This window comes from Rahnella inusitata, from assembly GCF_003263515.1.
Lineage (GTDB): Bacteria > Pseudomonadota > Gammaproteobacteria > Enterobacterales > Enterobacteriaceae > Rahnella > Rahnella inusitata.
Genome location: NZ_JYDE01000023.1, coordinates 1 through 18,790, shown reverse-complemented (window position 1 = coordinate 18,790; position 18,790 = coordinate 1). Strand labels below are relative to the sequence as shown.

Below are 18,790 nucleotides of genomic sequence, written 5' to 3'. Positions count from 1 at the left end.
GAATTATGCTGTCCATTGCAAAATTAACCCTGGATCTGGAACCGGTATTACACGGTGTGGATCGCATGCCGGTGATTGGCTGGGAAATTGAAAGTGATAACAGGAACGTGAAACAAGTCTCGTATTGGTTGCAAATAGCGCAGAATGAATATTTTAACGCCCTTATTTTTGACAGCGGAAAAGTCAACAGTGAAATATCGAATAACGTGGATATCGGTGAAATAGCATTATTGCCCTCAATGCGTTATTTCGTCCGTGTACAGGTTCAGGATAATCACGGTGAAACCAGCGAGTGGAGTCAGGCTGCAACCTTCATCACTGGTTTACTGAACGCAGGTTGGCAGGCGGAATTTATTTCTGCTGAAACACCCGCAGACAAAAATAGTTCAGCCACCACATCACTGAGAAAAAGCTTCGTAATCGACAATGCCGGGAATATCGCCTTTGCCGTATTACATGTCAGTGCGCTGGGGTTATATGAATTTTATTTGAATGGGGAAAAAGTCGGTAACGATGAACTGACGCCGGGATGGACCAGTTATCATCATCATTTACTTTATCAGACCTATGATCTGACCGGTTTGCTGCAAAGCGGTGAGAATGTCATGGGCGCCATTCTTGGTGCGGGTTGGTTCAAAGGTGATATGGGATTTACCCGTCACCGTAATTATTATGGCGACCAGACCGCGCTGATATGTCAGTTAGAAATTCTCTATAACGACGGCACGAAAAAGAGCATACACTCCGACCAGAACTGGAAAGGTGAAAGCTCACCCATTATTTTTTCCGAAATTTATGACGGCGAAATTTATGATGCCAGAAAAGAAATGAGTGGCTGGAATAATAAAAATTATCCGGCCACATCATGGCGACCGGTAAATATTGTTGATTACGATAAAAAAACGCTGACTGCGCAGGGAAGTTGTAAAGTCCGCCAGAGAGAATTACTGACGGCGAAAGAAATCATCATGACTCCGCAAGGCGAACGGGTGATCGATTTCGGGCAGAATTTAAGTGGCTGGGTGGAGTTTAGAGTATCCGGGCGCGCAGGCGATAAAGTGATATTACGCCACTTCGAAGTGTTCGATGCCGCAGGCAATGTCTATCTGGATAATTTACGCTCGGCCAAACAGCGGGTGGAATATACGCTCAAAGGCGATAGCGAGGAAATTTATCATCCGCATTTCACCTGGCAGGGCTTTCGCTACGTGAAAATCGAAGAATATCCGGGAGAGGTGGCTCTGGACAATTTCACCGCCATCGTGCTGCATTCCGCCATGGAGCAGACAGGCCATTTCAGTTGTTCGAATCAGGATCTTAACCAGCTGCACCATAATATTCTCTGGGGGCTGAAAGGTAACTTTGTCGATGTGCCGACCGACTGCCCGCAGCGCGACGAGCGTCTGGGCTGGACGGGTGATGCGCAGATCTTCTGCCGGACCGCCAGCTACCTGATGCAGACGCGTAATTTCTTTGCCAAATGGCTGACTGATTTGCGCTGTGACCAGACACCGGAGGGCGGTGTTCCGCATGTGATCCCGGATATTCTCGACGGCCACTGCGAGAATGATCGTCTGCTGTCCGGCGGCGGGACGCACTCCGCATCGGCGTGGGCAGATGCGGCGGTGATCAACCCGTGGACGATGTATCTGATGTACGGCGACACGCGGGTGCTGGAAAATCAATATGACAGTATGAAAGGCTGGATCGATTTCATGCAGGCGCATGCCGAAAATAACCTCTGGCGTTACCGGTTGCAGTTCGGCGACTGGGTGGCGCTGGATGCCAAAGAGGGCAGCTACTTTGGCGCGACGCCTGACGATCTCACCTGTACGGCCTATTACGCCTGGTCCACGCTGCTGTTTGCTAAGGCGGCAAAAGTGCTAAACCGGCGCGCCGATCACGAAAGATATCTCGCGCTGCATCACGCCATTGTCCGCCGTTTTCAGGATGAGTTTTTCACGCCGACCGGACGGCTGGCGGCGAGAACGCAAACCGCTCATATTCTGGCGCTTTATTTTAATCTGGTGCCTGACGCATTCCGCCAGAGAACCACGGACACGTTGGTGGAGCTCTTAGAAGAACAGGGCGGCCATCTGGTCACCGGCTTCGTCGGAACGCCGTATTTTTGCCATGCGCTAAGTCAGAACGGGCGGGCGAAAGAAGCCTGGGAACTGCTGTTAAAAGACGATTTTCCGTCATGGTTGTATCAGGTCAAAGCGGGGGCGACCACCATCTGGGAACACTGGGACGGCATCAAACCGGACGGTTCGATGTGGAGCGCGGACATGAATTCCTTCAACCATTATGCCTATGGCGCGGTGGGGGAATGGCTTTACCGGGTAGTGGACGGGATTGAAACAGATGAAGAACATCCGGGCTTCAAACACGCGATTATCCAACCGCTTATCGGCGGGGGTGTGAGTTGGGTGAAAGCCTGTTACCACTCGGTATACGGAGAAATCTGTGTGCAATGGCGAGTCATCGCCGAAAATGTGCAGGAAAAAACCGTGAGGCTGGATGTGACCATTCCGCCGAATGCGACGGCCACGATTTCATTGCTGGCGGCAGAAAGCGTATCCGAAACCGACGGGGCAGATTTTATCCATAGCGTTGGGGGATTCGCCGCAGACGTCGGTTCTGGCCGATATCAGATAACCTATGTCCTCAGACAATGATTAACCTTTAGCGCAAGGCCGGAAAGCGCAGCATCGGGCGTTTTCCGGCCTCTAATTCTGGCTGTCTTCCTGCCGTCATCTCCTCATCATAAAACCGTCATTTTGCCCCGTTAGGTTATGCCCATCACCGGTCAGAGAGAATCATTACGGGCATGAGCTATTTATCACTGCGTCACATTCAGAAATCCTGGGGAAATAAGGTCGCCCTCGACGACATCAGTTTTGATGTGGAAGAGGGGGAGTTTATTGCATTGCTGGGGCCTTCTGGTTGCGGTAAATCCACCATGTTACGCACCATCGCCGGGCTGGAATCCGCTGACAGCGGCGCGATTTTATTTCGTCAGGAAGATGTCACGGCGCTCACGCCGTCAGAACGCAAACTGTCGATGGTCTTTCAGTCTTACGCACTCTTTCCGCACATGAGCGTGCGCGAAAATCTGCTGTTCGGGCTGCGGGCACGCGGCGAGGATAAACGTCAGTTCGCTACGCGGTTAGCCGAGGTCAGTAAGCTGATGGAGCTGGAGCAGCTGCTTGACCGGCTGCCCGCGCAACTTTCCGGCGGCCAGCAACAGCGCGTGGCGCTGGGACGTGCGGTGATCGCCAATAACAAGCTGTGCCTGATGGATGAGCCGCTGTCCAACCTCGACGCCAAACTGCGCCAGAGCATGCGCCGTGAAATCCGCGCGATTCAAAAAAAGCTCGGCCTGACGATGGTGTACGTCACTCACGATCAGACTGAAGCGATGAGCATGGCCGATAAGATCATTCTGCTTAACGATGGCCACATCGAACAGCACGACACGCCGGACAACCTCTATAACAACCCGAACAGCATTTTCGCCGCCCAATTCATAGGCGCGCCGCCGATGAATATCTTGCCGCTGGTGCGTCGCGGTTCACATCATTATCTCGCCAACATGCCGGTGCCAGTGGTGGAAAATCTCGACGAAGGGGCTATCAGCCTCGGGCTGCGTGCAGAAGATATTCAGCTGACTGACGCCGCGCACGCCGGTCTTACGGCACAGGTTGTCAGCCACGAATACATGGGCGCTGACACGCTGGTGGTCTGCGCGTTAGCCGGATACCCCGAGCCGCTCACAGTGAAAGTGGCGGGGATGAAACGCTTTGCCGAAGGCCAGATTGTCGGGCTGCAATGGGCGACGGGCGCCCAGTATTTTTTCTTCAGCGCGGACGGCAAACGCTGTTATCACGCTGAGCACGCCTGTTTGCCTTCGCAAACACGGGTTGCCGTCTGATTTTATATTTTGATTTTATTCACTTTTATGACTTCACACACTATGAATGCCAAAGGGAAAACCATGTCACCTGCTCATCGCTTCTCACGCCTTGCTACTGCTTTGCTGTTGATTACCGGCACCTCAGCCTTCGCGGCCGATCCGGTCAAACTGCAAATGTATTACCCGATTGCCGTTGGCGGAAAAATCAGCCACACGGTGGATACGCTGGTGGAAGATTTCCAGAAAACGCATCCGGATATCAGCATTCAGCCGGTCTACACCGGTGATTACGCGACCACCGTGACGAAAGCGCTGACCGCGTTTCGCGGCGGCAACGCCCCGCAGATCGCGGTGATCGGCGACATCGAAGCTTATTCCCTGATTGACGCGGGTGCCATTGTGCCGGTCAGCAGTCTGGCGAACGATGCCGACGGCAAAAAGTGGATCGACAGTTTCTATCCGGCATTCATCCGCCACATTCAGGGTCAGGTGTGGAGCATTCCGTTCCAGCGTTCGACGGTGGTTTTGTACTGGAACAAACAGGCATTTGAGAAAGCCGGTCTGAACGGTGACACGCCGCCCGCTAACTGGCAGCAGGTGGTCGATTTTGGCAAGAAGCTGGTGGTGCGCGACGGCAGCGATGTTAAACAGTGGGGCATCGAGATCCCCTCCACGCCAAACGGCTACTGGAACTTCCAGGGGATCGCCGCCACCAACGGCAGCCATCTGGATAACGGCAAAGGCACCGCAGTGACCTTCGATACGCCCGCCAATGTCGAGGCTTTGCAGTGGCTGACCGATCTGGCGCAAAAAGAGGGCGTGTCGCCAAAAGGCGCGATTGCCTGGGGCACCACGCCGCAGGATTTCATCGACGGTAAAACCGCCATGATGGTGACCACCACCGGTAACCTGACCACCGTGCGCGACAACGCTAAATTCCCGTTCGGCGTAGCGATGCTGCCGGAGAAAACTCAGCGCGGCAGCCCGACCGGCGGCGGTAACCTGTACGTTTTCAAAAACACCACGCCGGAACAACAAAAAGCGGCGATGGAATTTATTCGCTGGGTGTCCGCGCCTGAGCAGGCTGCGCGCTGGAGCATCGCGACCGGTTATGTCGCGACGTCGCCCGCCGCCTGGGAAACCCAGGTCATGCAGGATTACGTGAAAAAGGTGCCGCAGGCGCTGGTCGCCCGCGAGCAGCTGAAATATTCCCAGCCTGAGTTATCGACGTACAACAGTGTGCAGATTCAGGAACTGATGAACCACGCGATCGAAGCCGCCGTCACCCAGGCGAAAACCCCGGCAGAGGCGCTGAGTTCTGCGCAGAAACAGGCCGACCGCTTGCTGAAACCGTATCAATAAGGAACGACATGAGCACGTTGCACTCTGTCGCACCGGCACCCCGCACACGCGGGTTGTCTTTGCAGCTGTATGGTTATCTGTTGTTGCTACCGGCGCTCTGCTTTCTGCTGCTGTTCACCCATTACCCGGCGCTGGCGACGATTTGGGAAAGCGTATTCAGCGCCGCGCGCAACGGACATCCGGCGCAGTTTGTCGGGCTGGATAACTACCGCGCATTACTCGATGACGACACGTTTTTGCTCTCGCTGCGCAATAACCTGTTGTACGCCGCAATCACCATTCCGCTGTCGGTCATGTTGGCACTGCTGATGGCGCTGGCGGTTAACCGCCGTCTGCGCGGCAACGCCATCACCCGCGCGGCATTTTTTATTCCTTCATTGTTGCCGATGGTGGCGATCGCCAATCTGTGGCTGTTTTTCTACACACCGCAGCTGGGCTTGCTGAACAAACTGCTGGCGCTGTTTTCGCTGCCCGCCGTTAACTGGCTGGGGCAGCCGGATACCGCGCTTTACAGCCTGATGGCGGTATCGGTGTGGCGCGAAGCCGGGTTTTTCATGATTTTTTATCTTGCCGCGCTCCAGCAAATCGATCCGCGCCTTAGCGAAGCCGCCGAAATCGAAGGGGCATCACGCCGCTTTTTCTTTCGCCGCGTACAGTGGCCGCTGCTGATGCCGACCACGCTGTTTATTTTGATCAACGCCTCGATGAACGCGTTTCGTATTGTCGATCAGGTGATCGCCATGACCAACGGCGGGCCGAACAACAGCACCAGCCTGCTGCTGTTTTACATCTACCGCACCGCCTTCAGTTACTGGGATTTGCCGTATGCCTCGGCGATGACCGTTGTGTTGCTGGTGATTCTGGCGTCGATCGCGCTGATTAAATTCAATCTGATGGATAAAAGGGCGCACTATCAGTGAAGCAGACCAATTTTTCTAAAATGTGCCTGAACCTGATCACCTGGCTGGCGGCGTTGCTGTGGTTTTTACCCATTCTGGTGGCTATCTGGGTGGCAATTCATCCCGCCTCTGAGCAGGGCAGTTTTTCGCTGCTGGCGCCGCTGACGACGCAAAACTTCATCAACGCCTGGCACGCCGCACCGTTCGCCCGGTATTTCCTTAACACGACATTGCTGGTGCTGATGATCGTTGTCTGCCAGATGGTGCTGGCCACGCTGGCGGCGTACGCGTTGGTGCGTTTCAAAATGAAAGGCGGCGGCGTTATTTTCGCACTGATTTTGTTACAGCTGATGATTAGTCCCGACGTGCTGATCCTCAATAACTACAAAACCATCGGTGCGCTCGGCTTGCGCGACAGCCTGCTCGGGATCGCGTTGCCGTATTTCGCCTCGGCGTTTGCCATATTTATGCTGCGCCAGACGTTCAAAAGTATTCCGCTGGTGCTGGAAGAAGCCGCGATCGTCGAGGGGGCCAGTCGTTTCTATATTTTGCGAAAAATCTACATTCCGCTGGCGAAGCCGATTTACGTGGCGTTTGCGCTGGTGTCGATAAGCTTCCACTGGAACGATTTCCTCTGGCCGCTGGTCATCACAGATTCGGTTAAAGTGCGGCCAATTACGGTCGGGCTTCAGCTGTTTTCTGCGCCAGAACAGGGCGTACAGTGGGCGCTGATAAGCGCGGCAACCCTGATGACCGTCATGCCGCTGTTGCTGTTATTTTTGGTGTTCCAGCGTCAGTTTGTTCAATCCTTTATGCGGGCAGGCATTCGTTAATCCGCCCGACAGGAGCACGTTATGACCGTAATTCCGTCTTCCCCGGTTTTATCAGCAGAGCAGCAAGAGGCGCTGGGGAAAGTGAGCGTATTTTACCAGCCGCCGGAAGTCTTTAATGAGATGATCTCCGGCCATCGGTTGCGGTTCGGTCTGATTGCCGATCCGCAGTATGCGGACGTCGATGCTGAGAAAGATCGCCACTACCGCAACAGCCTGAATAAGCTGGCCACCGCTATCACCGAGCTTAATGATGTAAAACTCGATTTCGTGGTAACGCTGGGCGATCTGGTGGATCGCGACTGGCAAAGCTTTGATCCGGTCATCGAAAGTTACGAGGCGCTGCGCCATCCTCATGCGGTGCTGATCGGCAATCACGATGCGCAGGTGATTTCACACCATCTGGCCGCGCAGACCCCGGCGCTCGGTTTGCCGAAAAGTTATTATCAATTCAGCCTGCCGGGCTACCGCTTTCTGGTGATCGACGGCAACGACGTCAGCCTGTACTGCAATCACGCCAACGGCGACGACCGTCAGCTGGCAGAATTTATGCTTGATGAACTCACCGAATGCCAGCAGTCGCAGGCGCAGCCGTGGAATGGCGCGGTAGGGCGCAGGCAACTGGAGTGGATTGAGCAGCATCTGAAACAGGCGAAAGCGCAGGGTGAAACGGTGCTGGTCTTTGGCCATTATCCGCTGACGCCGGTCAACAGCCATAATCTGTGGAATTGCGAAACGCTGGTGGAGCTACTGTGCCGTTATCAGGTTCGCGCCTATTTTGCCGGGCACGATCATCGCGGGGGTTACGATCGCGTGGAGAACACCGACTTTATTACCCTGAAAGGCATGGTCGATGGTGAAAACAGCCTGCCATTTGCGACGGTCACGCTCGAAGGGGATGTGCTGACGATTAATGGCTACGGGACGGAGATCAGCAGGGTGCTGAGCCTCTAGATTTTTATCATGAAAAAGGCTCACCGGAGTGAGCCTTTTGACCTGCATGAAACGGCTTACGCCGTCAGGATATTCGGGCAAGTCACGCCTTTTGACAGCTGATCAATATTCATCAGCGTGGTCTCGGAAATACTGGTCAGCGCGTCACTGGTCAGGAACGCCTGGTGGCCGGTAAACAGGACGTTGTGACAGGAAGACAGACGGCGGAAGACGTCATCGAGGATCACTTCGTTGGAGTTATCTTCGAAGAACAGATCGCGCTCGTTCTCGTACACGTCCATTCCCAGCGCGCCGATTTTTTGCTTTTTCAGCGCATCAATGGCGGCGGTGGCATCCAGCAGTGCGCCACGGCTGGTGTTAACGATCATCACGCCGTCTTTCATTTTGGCGAAGGAATGCGCATTCAGCAGATGATGGTTTTCCGGTGTCAGCGGGCAGTGCAGGGAGATGACGTCAGATTCGGCATACAGCGTGTCGAGATCGACATATTCTGCGCCGAGCTCAAGCGCCAGCGGGCTTGGGTACGGATCGTAAGCCAGAATTCGCATACCAAAGCCTTTCAGGATGCGCATGGTGGCCACGCCAATTTTACCGGTACCAATAATTCCGGCGGTGCGCTGGTACATGTTGAATCCGATCAGCCCTTCCAGTGAGAAATTGGCTTCGCGGGTACGCTGATAGGCGCGGTGAATGTGGCGGTTCAGGCACAGCATCATACCGACAGCGTGCTCGGCGACGGCTTCCGGTGAATAGGCCGGTACGCGCACCACGGAAATGCCCAGAGATTTTGCTGCTTCCAGATCAACGTTGTTAAAGCCCGCACAGCGCAGTGCCAGCGTCTTCACGCCCAGTGCCGCCAGCTCCTGCAACACTTCGCGCGAACCCTCATCATTAACGAAAATGCATACCGCATCCGCGCCGATGGCAGTTTTCGCCGTTTGCGGCGTCAGCAGAAAATCAAAGAACTCCAGTTCATAGCCATAATGCTCATTCACCAGTTCCAGATATTTCCGGTCGTAATTTTTAGTACTGTAGACAGCCACTTTCATGGTGTTTCTCCGCAGTGAGTTTGAATCTCTGGCGACACTGTTTCCTGATGTTTTTTAAGGAATAAACCGTTTCAGAAACAATTCGCAATATGCCACCAAACTAGCAGAGCGCGGGGTGGCAGACAATTTATCCTGTGCTATTTGCATTTTGGATACTGGCTTTTCAACCATCAGTTGTTAGGCTAATTATGATATCGTGCGGGCAGTTAGACACTTAGCGAAGAATAAGACAAGGCACGTCATGCGGAACGGACTTAAGAAAAGCGTACAGGTGATCCTGAGTATAGTGGTGATTCTGGTACTGCTGATGTGGGTGTTATGGAAAACTGTGCCGCGCTGGTTACCGTCCGTCGCCGGCCACTGGCTGCCCGAAGGGACTCAGCTTGTGCTGAAAGGTTCCCCGCACTGGTCCAATGGCACGCTGCAACTGCCGGGGCTGCGTTATGTCGCCGGTGACTGCACGCTGGCTGACGCGAAAGATGCGCGTCTGAGCAACGCGTCCGGGCGTTGGGCATTAGACCTCGATACGCTGACCGTCGATACCGCCTGCCTGTCCAAACTGCCGTCTGGTGAGAATCCATCCGCTGCGCTTTCGCTGGCCGATATTCAGAAAATGATCCCTGCCGGTCGCGTCAATATCGCCCATTTCTCTGTCACACCTTGGCAGCGCTACGCCGGTAAATTGCATCTTGATAACACCGATGGCGTTCAACATCTTTCCTTTACCGGTGAATCTCTGACCCTCGATGCCATCCTCGAGGGTAACCGCACGCTGGCGATTCACACTTTCAGCCTCACGCCGCCGGGCAGTGAACAGCCGATCACCCTGAGTGGCAAACTGTTGCTTCCCGCCACGTTCGACCGTCTGCCTGAATCCGGCGAACTGCATGCTGAAATGCAAACTGCGCAGGTGCCCAATCCGCTGGATATTCAGCTGAGCTGGCAGGCGACGCAAGGGGTGCTGACGTTGACCGAAAAGGGCAGCGAACAGCCGCTTGCAATGTTGCCGTGGAAGCTGAATGGCCAGTCGTTGCAGATTGCGCAAGGCCAGTGGCGGTGGCCCTATGCCGCACAACCGCTGGCGGGCGGCGTGAATATCACACTGAGCGACTGGACGAAGACTTTTGATCAAACCGATATCACCGCGCGCCTGAACGTGCTGACCCAGGGGCACAATGGCAAAGCTAACGTCGTACTGACGATGGGGCCGGGGCGCATCGGGCTACTCGACAGTAATCTGGATTTCCGGCTGACCGGTCAGGCAAATTTGCAGGCGACGTCGCTGAGCGCATCGCTGCCCGGCGTGCTCAGCGGCTCGGTGCTGAACCCGACGCTGGCGCTGAAAAGCGGATCCCTGCTGCGTGCATGGGGAAAACCGATGACGAGTCTCACCATCACGGACGCACGCTGGCCGCTGGCGGGCGTGAAAGTGTCGGCGCAGGGCGTAAGCGGGCCGTTGCAGGCGATCCTCAAAGCCCGGCACAGTTACTGGGGAAAATTTGATTTACATCTGAACGGCAAAGCGCAGGCCTTCTGGCCGGACGCCGGACGCTGGGATTTCAACTACTGGGGCAACGGCCATCTGCCGCCGCTCAGTGGGCGCTGGGATATGTCCGGCAAGGGCCAGTGGCATGAAAACGTGATAAGCGTGAACAGCCTGTCCACCGGATTCGCCCGCCTGCATTACGGCATCGTCGATGTAGAGGCGCCGCGCCTGACGCTCGAACAGCCCTTTGTCTGGCAGCGACCGGTTCCGGAGCGTTTCAAAAAGCAGTATCCGGATCTGCCGACGGTATTTAAAGGCGACATCAAACTGGTTGCCAAAAAAATCGCCTTTGATAACGGTGGTTATCTGCCGCCTGCGACCCTGACATTACAGCTTAGCGGCGATACACCGTCACATTTCAATATGCGCGGATCGCTGGATGCGAAACCGATCGGCCCGATCCGCCTTACAGGCCGCTGGGACGGCGAGCGCTTACGCGGTGAAGGCTGGTGGCCGAAACAGCAGCTGACTGCCTTCCAGACGCTGCTGACGCCGGATTTCAACATCAGATTACGTGAAGGGTCTTTCTACGCACAGTCGGCTTTCTCCGCCGCGCGCGGTCAGGGCTTTATCGCCGGTGGTCACTGGGTGGTAAAAAATGGCGGCATGTGGCTGAAAGATGGCGATCTCAGCGGGCTGGATTTCAGCCTGCCATACCGCCTGAAAGACGCTGTCTGGCAACTGGGTGTCAAACAACCGGTTACGCTGCGTATTGGCGAAGTGAATAATCTCATCACCATGAACAATATTACGGCGGATTTGCAGGGCCATTATCCCTGGAGTGAGTCGCAGCCGCTGACGCTGAGCAATCTGGGCGTAGACGCGCTGCGCGGGCACCTCAGTCTTTCGGCGTTGCGGATGCCGCAGCATGATGCGGCGGTGCTTAAGCTGGAAAAAATCAATCTCAGCGAATTGTTTACCGCACTGAAACCCAAGCAACTGGCGATGTCGGGCCTTATCTACGGCGAACTGCCGCTGTATGTCGATAATCCTAAATGGATTATTCACAACGGCTGGATCAAGAACGACGGCGGCCTCACGCTGCGCCTCGACCAGCAATTCGCCGATGCGATGGCGAGCGGTAATTTCGCCAACGGGCTGGTGATTGGTCTGTTGCGCTATCTGGAAATCAGCCGCTCTGAGGCGCAGGTGAGCCTGGATAATCTCGGCGAACTGACCATGGCGGCGAAAGTAGACGGTGTGAATTACACCGATAACAGCCGCGGTGGCGACAAAGAAAAGCGCGAGATCGTGCTTAACTACAGCCATCAGGAAAATATCTATCAGCTTTGGCGCAGCCTGCGCTTTGGCGACAATCTTCAGGAATGGTTGCAGCAGCAGATCGCTTTGCCGGCCAATTCGCTATCGAAAAGCCCCGCTGCGATCGGGCAGAAAGAGGAAAAAACCTTGAGGAAGGAACAATGAAATTGCGACTTATCGGCCCGAGCCTGGCGCTGAGCATCATGATGCTCAGCGGCTGCGTGCCGCGTATCGAACTGGCTGCGCCGAAAGAGCCAATCACCATCAACATGAACGTCAAAATCGAGCACGAGATCCACATCAAAGTGGATAAAGACGTCGAGAATCTGCTGAAAAACCAGAACGACCTGTTCTAGGAGCGCATATGTCCAGAGCCTTTATTAAACGAATCAGCCTCACGTTACTGACCACCGGCTTGCTGCTTTGTGGTCAGGCGTTCGCGCTGACGCTCGGCGAAGCGAAACAGCAGGGGCTGGTGGGCGAAACGCTGTCCGGCTATCTGGCGCCGGTGAAGCAGGATGCACAAAGCATCGAGTTTGCCACCCGCATCAACGATGCACGCAAACAGCAGTATCAGCAGGTCGCGCAGGATAATCAGGTCACCACCGACGATGTCGCCAAACTCGCCGGGCAAAAGCTGGTCGCCAGAGCCGGAAAGGGCGAATGGGTGCGCGGGATTAACGGAAAGTGGTTGCAGAAGTGATCGGCTGACTGGTCAGAAAAAAGGTAAAAAAAAGCGCGCTTTTCAGCGCGCAAGAGGGTTTTCACAACAACATCAGAGCGGGTTTCAGACACAGATTTTAAAGAGAGTAGACCGCGCGCTGATTGTGAAAATCAGGCAGCAGCCAGTTCTTTGATTGCCGCGTCGATAGCCGCTTTCGCATCAGTCTGTGCTTTGGTCGCCACTTCAGGACCGTACGCGATGCCTTCTGCGTAAACGAATTCAACGTCGCTCATGCCCAGGAAGCCCAGGAACAGAGACAGGTATGGCGCAACCAGATCGCTTGGGGTGTCTTTATGGATACCACCACGGCTGGTCAGCACGATTACGCGTTTGCCTTTCACCAGACCTTCAGGGCCTTTCTCGGTGTATTTGAACGTCACGCCAGCACGGGCCACCAGGTCAAAGTAGGTTTTCAGCTGAGTCGGGATGTTGAAGTTGTACATTGGTGCCGCGATAACGATCACGTCATGCGCCTGCAGTTCGTCGATCAGGGTGTTGGACAACGCCAGCGCTTCTTCCTGACGTGGTGACAGCGGAGCATCGGAAGGACGCAGCGCGCCAACCAGTTCACCGTCAAGTACCGGGATCGGGTCAGCAGCCAGGTCACGAACAGTTACGGTAGAACCGCTGTTAGCAGCCTGATACTGGGCGACAAGGTAATCAGCCAGTTGGTTAGACTGAGAGAAGTTAGCCAGAATGCTTGATTTCAGGACGAGTACTTTGCTCATGAGAGAGTTCCTTAACTGTGTGATACATAGGGATGCGGAAGGTTATAACCAGTCCGCCCCCGGAATGGAACTTACTTTATTCACAAAGCTTATGCAGTGATAGCGCAATATTTAGAGACCCTTCATCGATTTTTTTGAACAAGATAAAAAAGGCTAAAAAATTCGAGTTTTCTTCATCCTCAACAGCTTGTGATAACATATCTGCAAACAGGCACGCGTTAACCCGCCTCAAATCATTTCAAATTCAGCCGTCCCCCACTTTATCGACAGCGGGTCGTCTGACTTGCAACAAGGAATATCGAACGTGAAATCACCGCTCGCGGCATTATCAGCGCAGTTAGACGGGCTGATGCTACGTGACCGGCAACGTCTGCAACGTCGTTTGCAGGGTGCCAAAAAGACCTTTAATGACAACGCTAATCCTCAGGCGACTGATGCGCTCAGCGCAGAAATTCAGGCTGCAATCGACGAAAGCCGTAAAAAAGTCAGCTCACGTGAAGCGTCACGACCAAAAATCAGCTATCCGGAAAATCTGCCGGTCAGTCAAAAGAAAGTAGACATCTTCAACGCCATCCGTGACCATCAGGTCGTGATCGTCGCGGGTGAAACCGGCTCGGGTAAAACCACTCAGATCCCAAAAATCTGTATGGAATTAGGGCGCGGTATCAAAGGCGTGATCGGCCATACGCAGCCGCGTCGTCTGGCAGCGCGTACCGTTGCCAACCGTATTGCCGATGAGCTCGATACCACAATGGGTAACACCGTTGGCTATAAGGTCCGCTTTAACGATCAGGTCAGCGAGAATACGCTGGTTAAGCTGATGACCGACGGTATTCTGCTGGCTGAAATTCAGCAGGACCGCATGCTGATGCAGTACGACACGCTGATTATCGATGAAGCGCATGAACGTAGCCTGAACATCGACTTTATCCTCGGTTATCTGCGCCAGCTGTTGCCAAAACGCCCGGATCTGAAAGTCATCATTACGTCGGCGACCATCGATCCGCAGCGCTTCTCGCGCCATTTCAACAACGCGCCGATCATTGAAGTATCGGGCCGCACTTATCCGGTCGACGTGCGTTATCGCCCGATTGTTGATGACGCCGATGACACAGACCGTGACCAGCTACAGGCGATTTTTGACGCGGTGGATGAACTTGGCCGCGAAAGTATGGGCGATATCCTGATTTTCATGAGCGGTGAGCGCGAAATCCGTGATACCGCCGATGCGCTGAACCGTCTGGCATTGCCGCACACGGAGATCCTGCCGCTGTATGCCCGATTGTCGAACAGCGAGCAGAACCGTGTGTTCCAGTCGCATTCTGGCCGCCGTATCGTGCTGGCGACTAACGTGGCAGAAACCTCACTGACGGTGCCGGGCATCAAATACGTCATCGATCCCGGCACCGCCCGCATCAGCCGGTACAGCTTCCGCACCAAAGTGCAGCGCCTGCCGATCGAGCCGGTATCTCAGGCTTCCGCCAACCAGCGTAAAGGCCGTTGCGGCCGTGTTTCTGAAGGGATCTGTATCCGTCTTTATTCAGAGATGGATTTCCTTTCGCGCCCTGAATTTACCGATCCGGAAATTCTGCGCACGAATCTGGCGTCTGTCATTTTACAGATGACGTCACTGGGGCTGGGCGATATCGCCGCGTTCCCGTTCGTCGAAGCGCCAGATAAACGCAATATTCAGGACGGCGTACGTCTGCTCGAAGAGCTGAACGCTATCAATAACGCCGTGGATGGCCGCTATTCTCTGACGCCACTTGGCCGCCAGCTGGCCCAGTTGCCGGTGGATCCACGTCTGGCACGTATGGTGCTGGAAGCGCAGAAAAACGGCTGCGTACGCGAAGTCATGATCATTACGTCGGCGTTGTCGATTCAGGATCCGCGCGAGCGTCCGATGGACAAACAGCAGGCGTCCGATGAGAAACATCGCCGCTTTGCCGATAAAGACTCTGACTTCCAGGCGTTCGTGAATTTGTGGAACTACCTGAAAGAACAGCAAAAAGAACTGAGCTCGGCGCAATTTCGCAAGCTCTGCCGCAGCGATTTCCTTAACTATCTGCGCGTGCGCGAATGGCAGGATATCTACACCCAGCTGCGTCAGGTAGTGAAAGAACTCGGCCTGCGGATCAACAGTGAACCGGCGGATTATCGTAGTGTTCACTGCGCGCTGCTGACCGGTTTGCTGTCGCACATTGGCCAGAAAGACGCGGATAAACAGGAATATACCGGCGCCCGTAATGCCCGCTTCGCGGTGTTCCCTGGCTCCGGTTTATTTAAGAAACCGCCAAAATGGGTGATGGTCGCCGAACTGGTGGAAACCAGCCGCCTGTGGGGGCGTATCGCCGCGCGTATCGAACCGGAATGGATCGAACCGCTGGCGCAGCATCTGGCGAAAAGCAGTTACAGCGAACCGCACTGGGAAAAAGCGCAGGGCGCGGTGATGGCGACCGAAAAAGTCACGCTGTACGGCCTGCCGATTGTCGCGGCGCGCAGCGTTAACTATGGCACCATCGATCCGGTCGTGTCGCGCGAGCTGTTTATCCGTCATGCACTGGTGGAAGGTGACTGGCAAACGCGTCACGCATTCTTTCGCGCCAACCTGCGTTTACGCAGTGAAGTCGAGGAGCTGGAACACAAATCCCGCCGACGCGATATTCTGGTGGACGAAGAAACGCTGTTCCTGTTCTACGAACAGCGCGTCGGCTCGGACGTCGTTTCGGGTCGCCACTTCGATACCTGGTGGAAAACGCAGCCGCAGGACAGCCTGAACTTCGAAAAAAGTATGCTGATCAAAGAGGGTGCGGGCAACATCAGCGCGCATGATTACCCCAACTTCTGGCATCAGGGCAACATCAAACTGCGCGTCACATACCAGTTTGAGCCGGGCACCGACGCCGACGGCGTAACCGTGCATATCCCGCTGCCGCTGCTTAATCAGGTGAGCGAAGAAGGGTTTGACTGGCAGATCCCCGGTATTCGCCGCGAGCTGATCATGGCGCTGATTAAATCACTGCCTAAGCCGTTACGCCGTAACTTTGTTCCCGCGCCAAACTACGCGGATGCGCTGATGGGGCGCATCAAACCGTTCGAAATGCCATTGCTGGATGCGATGGAAAAAGAATTGCGTAAGATGAGCGGCGTGACGTTGTCACGTGAAGACTGGCAACTGGATCAGGTACCCGATCATCTTAAAATGACATTCCGCATTGTTGATGACAAAAACAAAACGCTGCGTGAAGGCAAAGACCTGACGGCGCTAAAATCCGGCCTGAAAGAGCAGGTGCAGCAGACGCTTTCCGCCGTCGCGGATGACGGCATCGAGCAGCGTGACCTGCACGTCTGGAGTTTTGGTACGTTACCTGAGCGCTACGAACAAAAGCGCGGTGGCTATGAAGTGAAGGCCTATCCGGCAATTGTCGATGAAAAAGACAGTATCGCCATCCGCTTGTTTGACAGTGAACTTGAGCAGCAACAGGCCATGTGGGGCGGGATGCGACGTTTACTGCTGCTGAATATTCCCTCGCCGATTAAATATCTGCACGACAAACTGCCCAACAAAGCCAAGCTCGGTTTGTACTTTAACCCGTACGGCAAAGTGCTTGATTTGATTGACGACTGTATCTCATGCGGTATCGATAAACTCATCGCTGAATCCGGTGGCTTAGTCTGGCGTGAAGAAGATTTCGCAAAACTGCACGAGCATGTGCGCGCTAATCTCAACGACGCCGTGGTGCAAATCGCCATTCAGGTCGAGCAGATCCTGACCACAGTTTTCAACATCAATAAACGGCTGAAAGGGCGGATTGATATCACCATGGCGCTGGCGCTTTCTGATATTAAATCGCAGATGTCAGGTCTGATTTACCGTGGTTTTGTTACGCAAAACGGCTGGAAACGTCTGCCTGATACATTGCGATATCTCCACGCTATCGAGCGCCGGATGGATAAACTGGCGATGGATCCGCACCGTGACCGCGCGCAGATGTTGAAAGTAGAAAGCATCCAGAAACAGTGGCAGCAGTGGCTGAATAAACTGCCGCCGGTACGTCAGCAAAGTGAAGACGTGAAGGAAGTGCGCTGGATGATCGAAGAGCTACGCGTAAGCTATTTTGCCCAGCAACTGGGGACGCCGTATCCGATTTCGGATAAAAGGATTTCGCAGACCATGGAACAGCTGGTGTAGAGACGCATAAAAAACGCCTGAGGCGGTTTTTTTATATCTGGGATGTGGTGAACCCTGAGGTTTACTGAATCGCAGGCGTTGCCGGTGTGCTCGCAACGATCGCGCCGGAAGAGAGTGTACTCAGCGCATCGCGAATCGCAGGAACGGCCAGCGCGCGGTTGTCGGCCAGATATCTGTCCTGTGCCGCGGGGGCTGAACTTTGAATCGCCACCAGAGACCAGCCGTCCGCATTTTTAAGCAGTAACGGGGAACCACTGTCGCCCGGCAGCGTGTCACAACGGTGTGATAACACCCCCGGTTGCGCCCAGCCGGTGATCAGACAATCCTGATGCACATACAAATCATCCAGATGATCTTCCGGGTATCCCGCCTGGGTTACTTTCCGGCCTTCCTTTTTAAGAACGGCGGTGAGATCGTCATGCGATCCTTCCCACAAAGGCAGCGGCTTAATCGGTAATGCCAGTTTTTCGTCAGTCAGACGGATCAGCGCAAAGTCATAAGATGCAGCTTTTGGCGGCACAATCCACCCCTCACCATCGGCTTTCAGCTTCTTGCCTAATGCAGGGTCAACCAGCGTTTGCAGCGCAGTAATTTGATAACGCCACTTCTGATTATGAGAAATAAAACGCAGGGCGACGACTTTATCGATATTTCCCGGCGGCGCGAGAACGCAGTGGCCGGCGGTTAAGGCCAGATGTTTGGAAATCAGGGTAGCGGTACATAAATTACCACTGGCAGTTTCAATTTGCCCGATAGCCTGCCACGGCCAGTGTGATGAGTTCAAAACAGGCTGGCGCTGATCGTGACCAAAAAACAGGGCGGTTTTTTCTTTTACAGAGATGGAAGGTGCGTCGTCGTCTGCATCATCCGGGGAATCAGCATGGGCGAGGGAACTGGCGGTAAAACAGAAAAAGCACAAAAACAAAGGTAATGCGATGCGCATAACATTCTGACCTTGAAAACAGGGAGAACCCGTAAACCCGTTATTATGGAACGATTATAGACGGTTATCTTTGGAGATGGATATATTTGTCTGAAAACTCAATCTTTTTAGCAGATAACGAGCGTTATCTCAGCGGGCTTCAAAACTTCAGAAGTAGAAGAACAGGGTGATCAGACCGCACAGGATCAGAGAGCACAGGGTGATTTCGAACAGGTAGCGGCGCAGCATCTTCCATCAGTACCTCAAGATAGAAACCGGAGAAAAAAACACCCGGCGAACCGGGTGTTAAATCATCAGTCTTGATAATGGTGAGTGGATACGCTCACAAAGACTTCTTAGTACGTCTTATGCTGCCGGGGTGGCTTTTGCAGCCGGAGCAGCTTTCTT

14 protein-coding genes are annotated in these 18,790 nt (G+C 54.4%); 10 read left to right on the top strand and 4 right to left on the bottom strand.

From position 1 onward, the window contains the following. Positions 1–5: 5 nt before the first annotated feature. From TU92_RS14810 to TU92_RS14785, 6 genes are all read left to right on the top strand, one after another. Positions 6–2,678 carry an alpha-L-rhamnosidase gene (locus TU92_RS14810; protein WP_112167988.1) on the top strand — a complete coding sequence of 891 codons (2,673 nt, stop codon included), beginning with the start codon at positions 6–8 and terminating at the stop codon, positions 2,676–2,678. Between the two features lie 152 nt (positions 2,679–2,830). Next, positions 2,831–3,934 carry an ABC transporter ATP-binding protein gene (locus tag TU92_RS14805; protein ID WP_112167987.1) on the top strand — a complete coding sequence of 368 codons (1,104 nt, stop codon included), beginning with the start codon at positions 2,831–2,833 and terminating at the stop codon, positions 3,932–3,934. Between the two features lie 63 nt (positions 3,935–3,997). Beyond that, a complete protein-coding gene (locus TU92_RS14800; protein ID WP_112167986.1) occupies positions 3,998–5,278 on the top strand; it encodes an ABC transporter substrate-binding protein in 1,281 nt (426 codons plus the stop codon). Positions 5,279–5,286: 8 nt separating this feature from the next. Further along, complete coding sequence (locus TU92_RS14795; RefSeq protein WP_112167985.1) at positions 5,287–6,198, top strand: carbohydrate ABC transporter permease; 912 nt, start codon at positions 5,287–5,289, stop codon at positions 6,196–6,198. A gap of 20 nt (positions 6,199–6,218) precedes the next feature. Beyond that, positions 6,219–7,010, top strand: a complete 792-nt coding sequence (locus TU92_RS14790) for a carbohydrate ABC transporter permease (RefSeq protein ID WP_112168039.1) — start codon at positions 6,219–6,221, stop codon at positions 7,008–7,010. 21 nt (positions 7,011–7,031) lie between these two features. Further along, a complete protein-coding gene (locus TU92_RS14785) occupies positions 7,032–7,961 on the top strand; it encodes a metallophosphoesterase (RefSeq protein WP_112167984.1) in 930 nt (309 codons plus the stop codon). A 56-nt stretch (positions 7,962–8,017) separates the two neighbouring features. Here TU92_RS14785 and TU92_RS14780 read toward each other — a convergent pair whose 3' ends face one another. Further along, entirely contained in the window at positions 8,018–9,010 is a 993-nt protein-coding gene (locus TU92_RS14780) for a 2-hydroxyacid dehydrogenase (RefSeq protein WP_112167983.1), read from the bottom strand. A gap of 241 nt (positions 9,011–9,251) precedes the next feature. On the opposite strand from TU92_RS14780, the gene TU92_RS14775 reads away from it, so the two are divergent. The 3 genes from TU92_RS14775 to TU92_RS14765 are packed head-to-tail and all read left to right on the top strand — an operon-like array spanning position 9,252 to position 12,519. After that, complete coding sequence (locus tag TU92_RS14775) at positions 9,252–11,981, top strand: YdbH family protein (RefSeq protein ID WP_112167982.1); 2,730 nt, start codon at positions 9,252–9,254, stop codon at positions 11,979–11,981. Next, the gene (locus TU92_RS14770; RefSeq protein ID WP_112167981.1) at positions 11,978–12,172 is read left to right on the top strand and encodes a YnbE family lipoprotein; all 195 of its coding nucleotides are present in this window, start codon (positions 11,978–11,980) and stop codon (positions 12,170–12,172) included. The genes TU92_RS14775 and TU92_RS14770 overlap by 4 nt, the downstream gene beginning before the upstream one ends. A gap of 8 nt (positions 12,173–12,180) precedes the next feature. After that, positions 12,181–12,519 carry a YdbL family probable chaperone protein gene (locus TU92_RS14765; RefSeq protein ID WP_112167980.1) on the top strand — a complete coding sequence of 113 codons (339 nt, stop codon included), beginning with the start codon at positions 12,181–12,183 and terminating at the stop codon, positions 12,517–12,519. A 131-nt stretch (positions 12,520–12,650) separates the two neighbouring features. On the opposite strand, the gene TU92_RS14760 is transcribed toward TU92_RS14765, so the two are convergent. Next, positions 12,651–13,268: an FMN-dependent NADH-azoreductase gene (locus TU92_RS14760; protein ID WP_056770427.1), complete on the bottom strand. Its 618-nt coding sequence runs from the start codon at positions 13,266–13,268 to the stop codon at positions 12,651–12,653. Between the two features lie 304 nt (positions 13,269–13,572). On the opposite strand from TU92_RS14760, the gene hrpA reads away from it, so the two are divergent. After that, positions 13,573–17,460 (top strand): ATP-dependent RNA helicase HrpA, encoded by a 3,888-nt coding sequence (gene hrpA / locus TU92_RS14755; protein WP_112167979.1) that lies wholly within the window; start codon positions 13,573–13,575, stop codon positions 17,458–17,460. 61 nt (positions 17,461–17,521) lie between these two features. Here the strand turns inward: hrpA and TU92_RS14750 are convergent, their stop codons facing one another. After that, positions 17,522–18,403, bottom strand: coding sequence for a trypsin-like serine peptidase (locus TU92_RS14750; RefSeq protein ID WP_112167978.1), 882 nt, complete (start codon positions 18,401–18,403; stop codon positions 17,522–17,524). A 147-nt stretch (positions 18,404–18,550) separates the two neighbouring features. Beyond that, on the bottom strand, positions 18,551–18,631 hold the full coding sequence (ydgU, locus tag TU92_RS22665; RefSeq protein WP_455567028.1) for a small membrane protein YdgU: 81 nt from the start codon (positions 18,629–18,631) through the stop codon (positions 18,551–18,553). Positions 18,632–18,790: the final 159 nt, after the last annotated feature.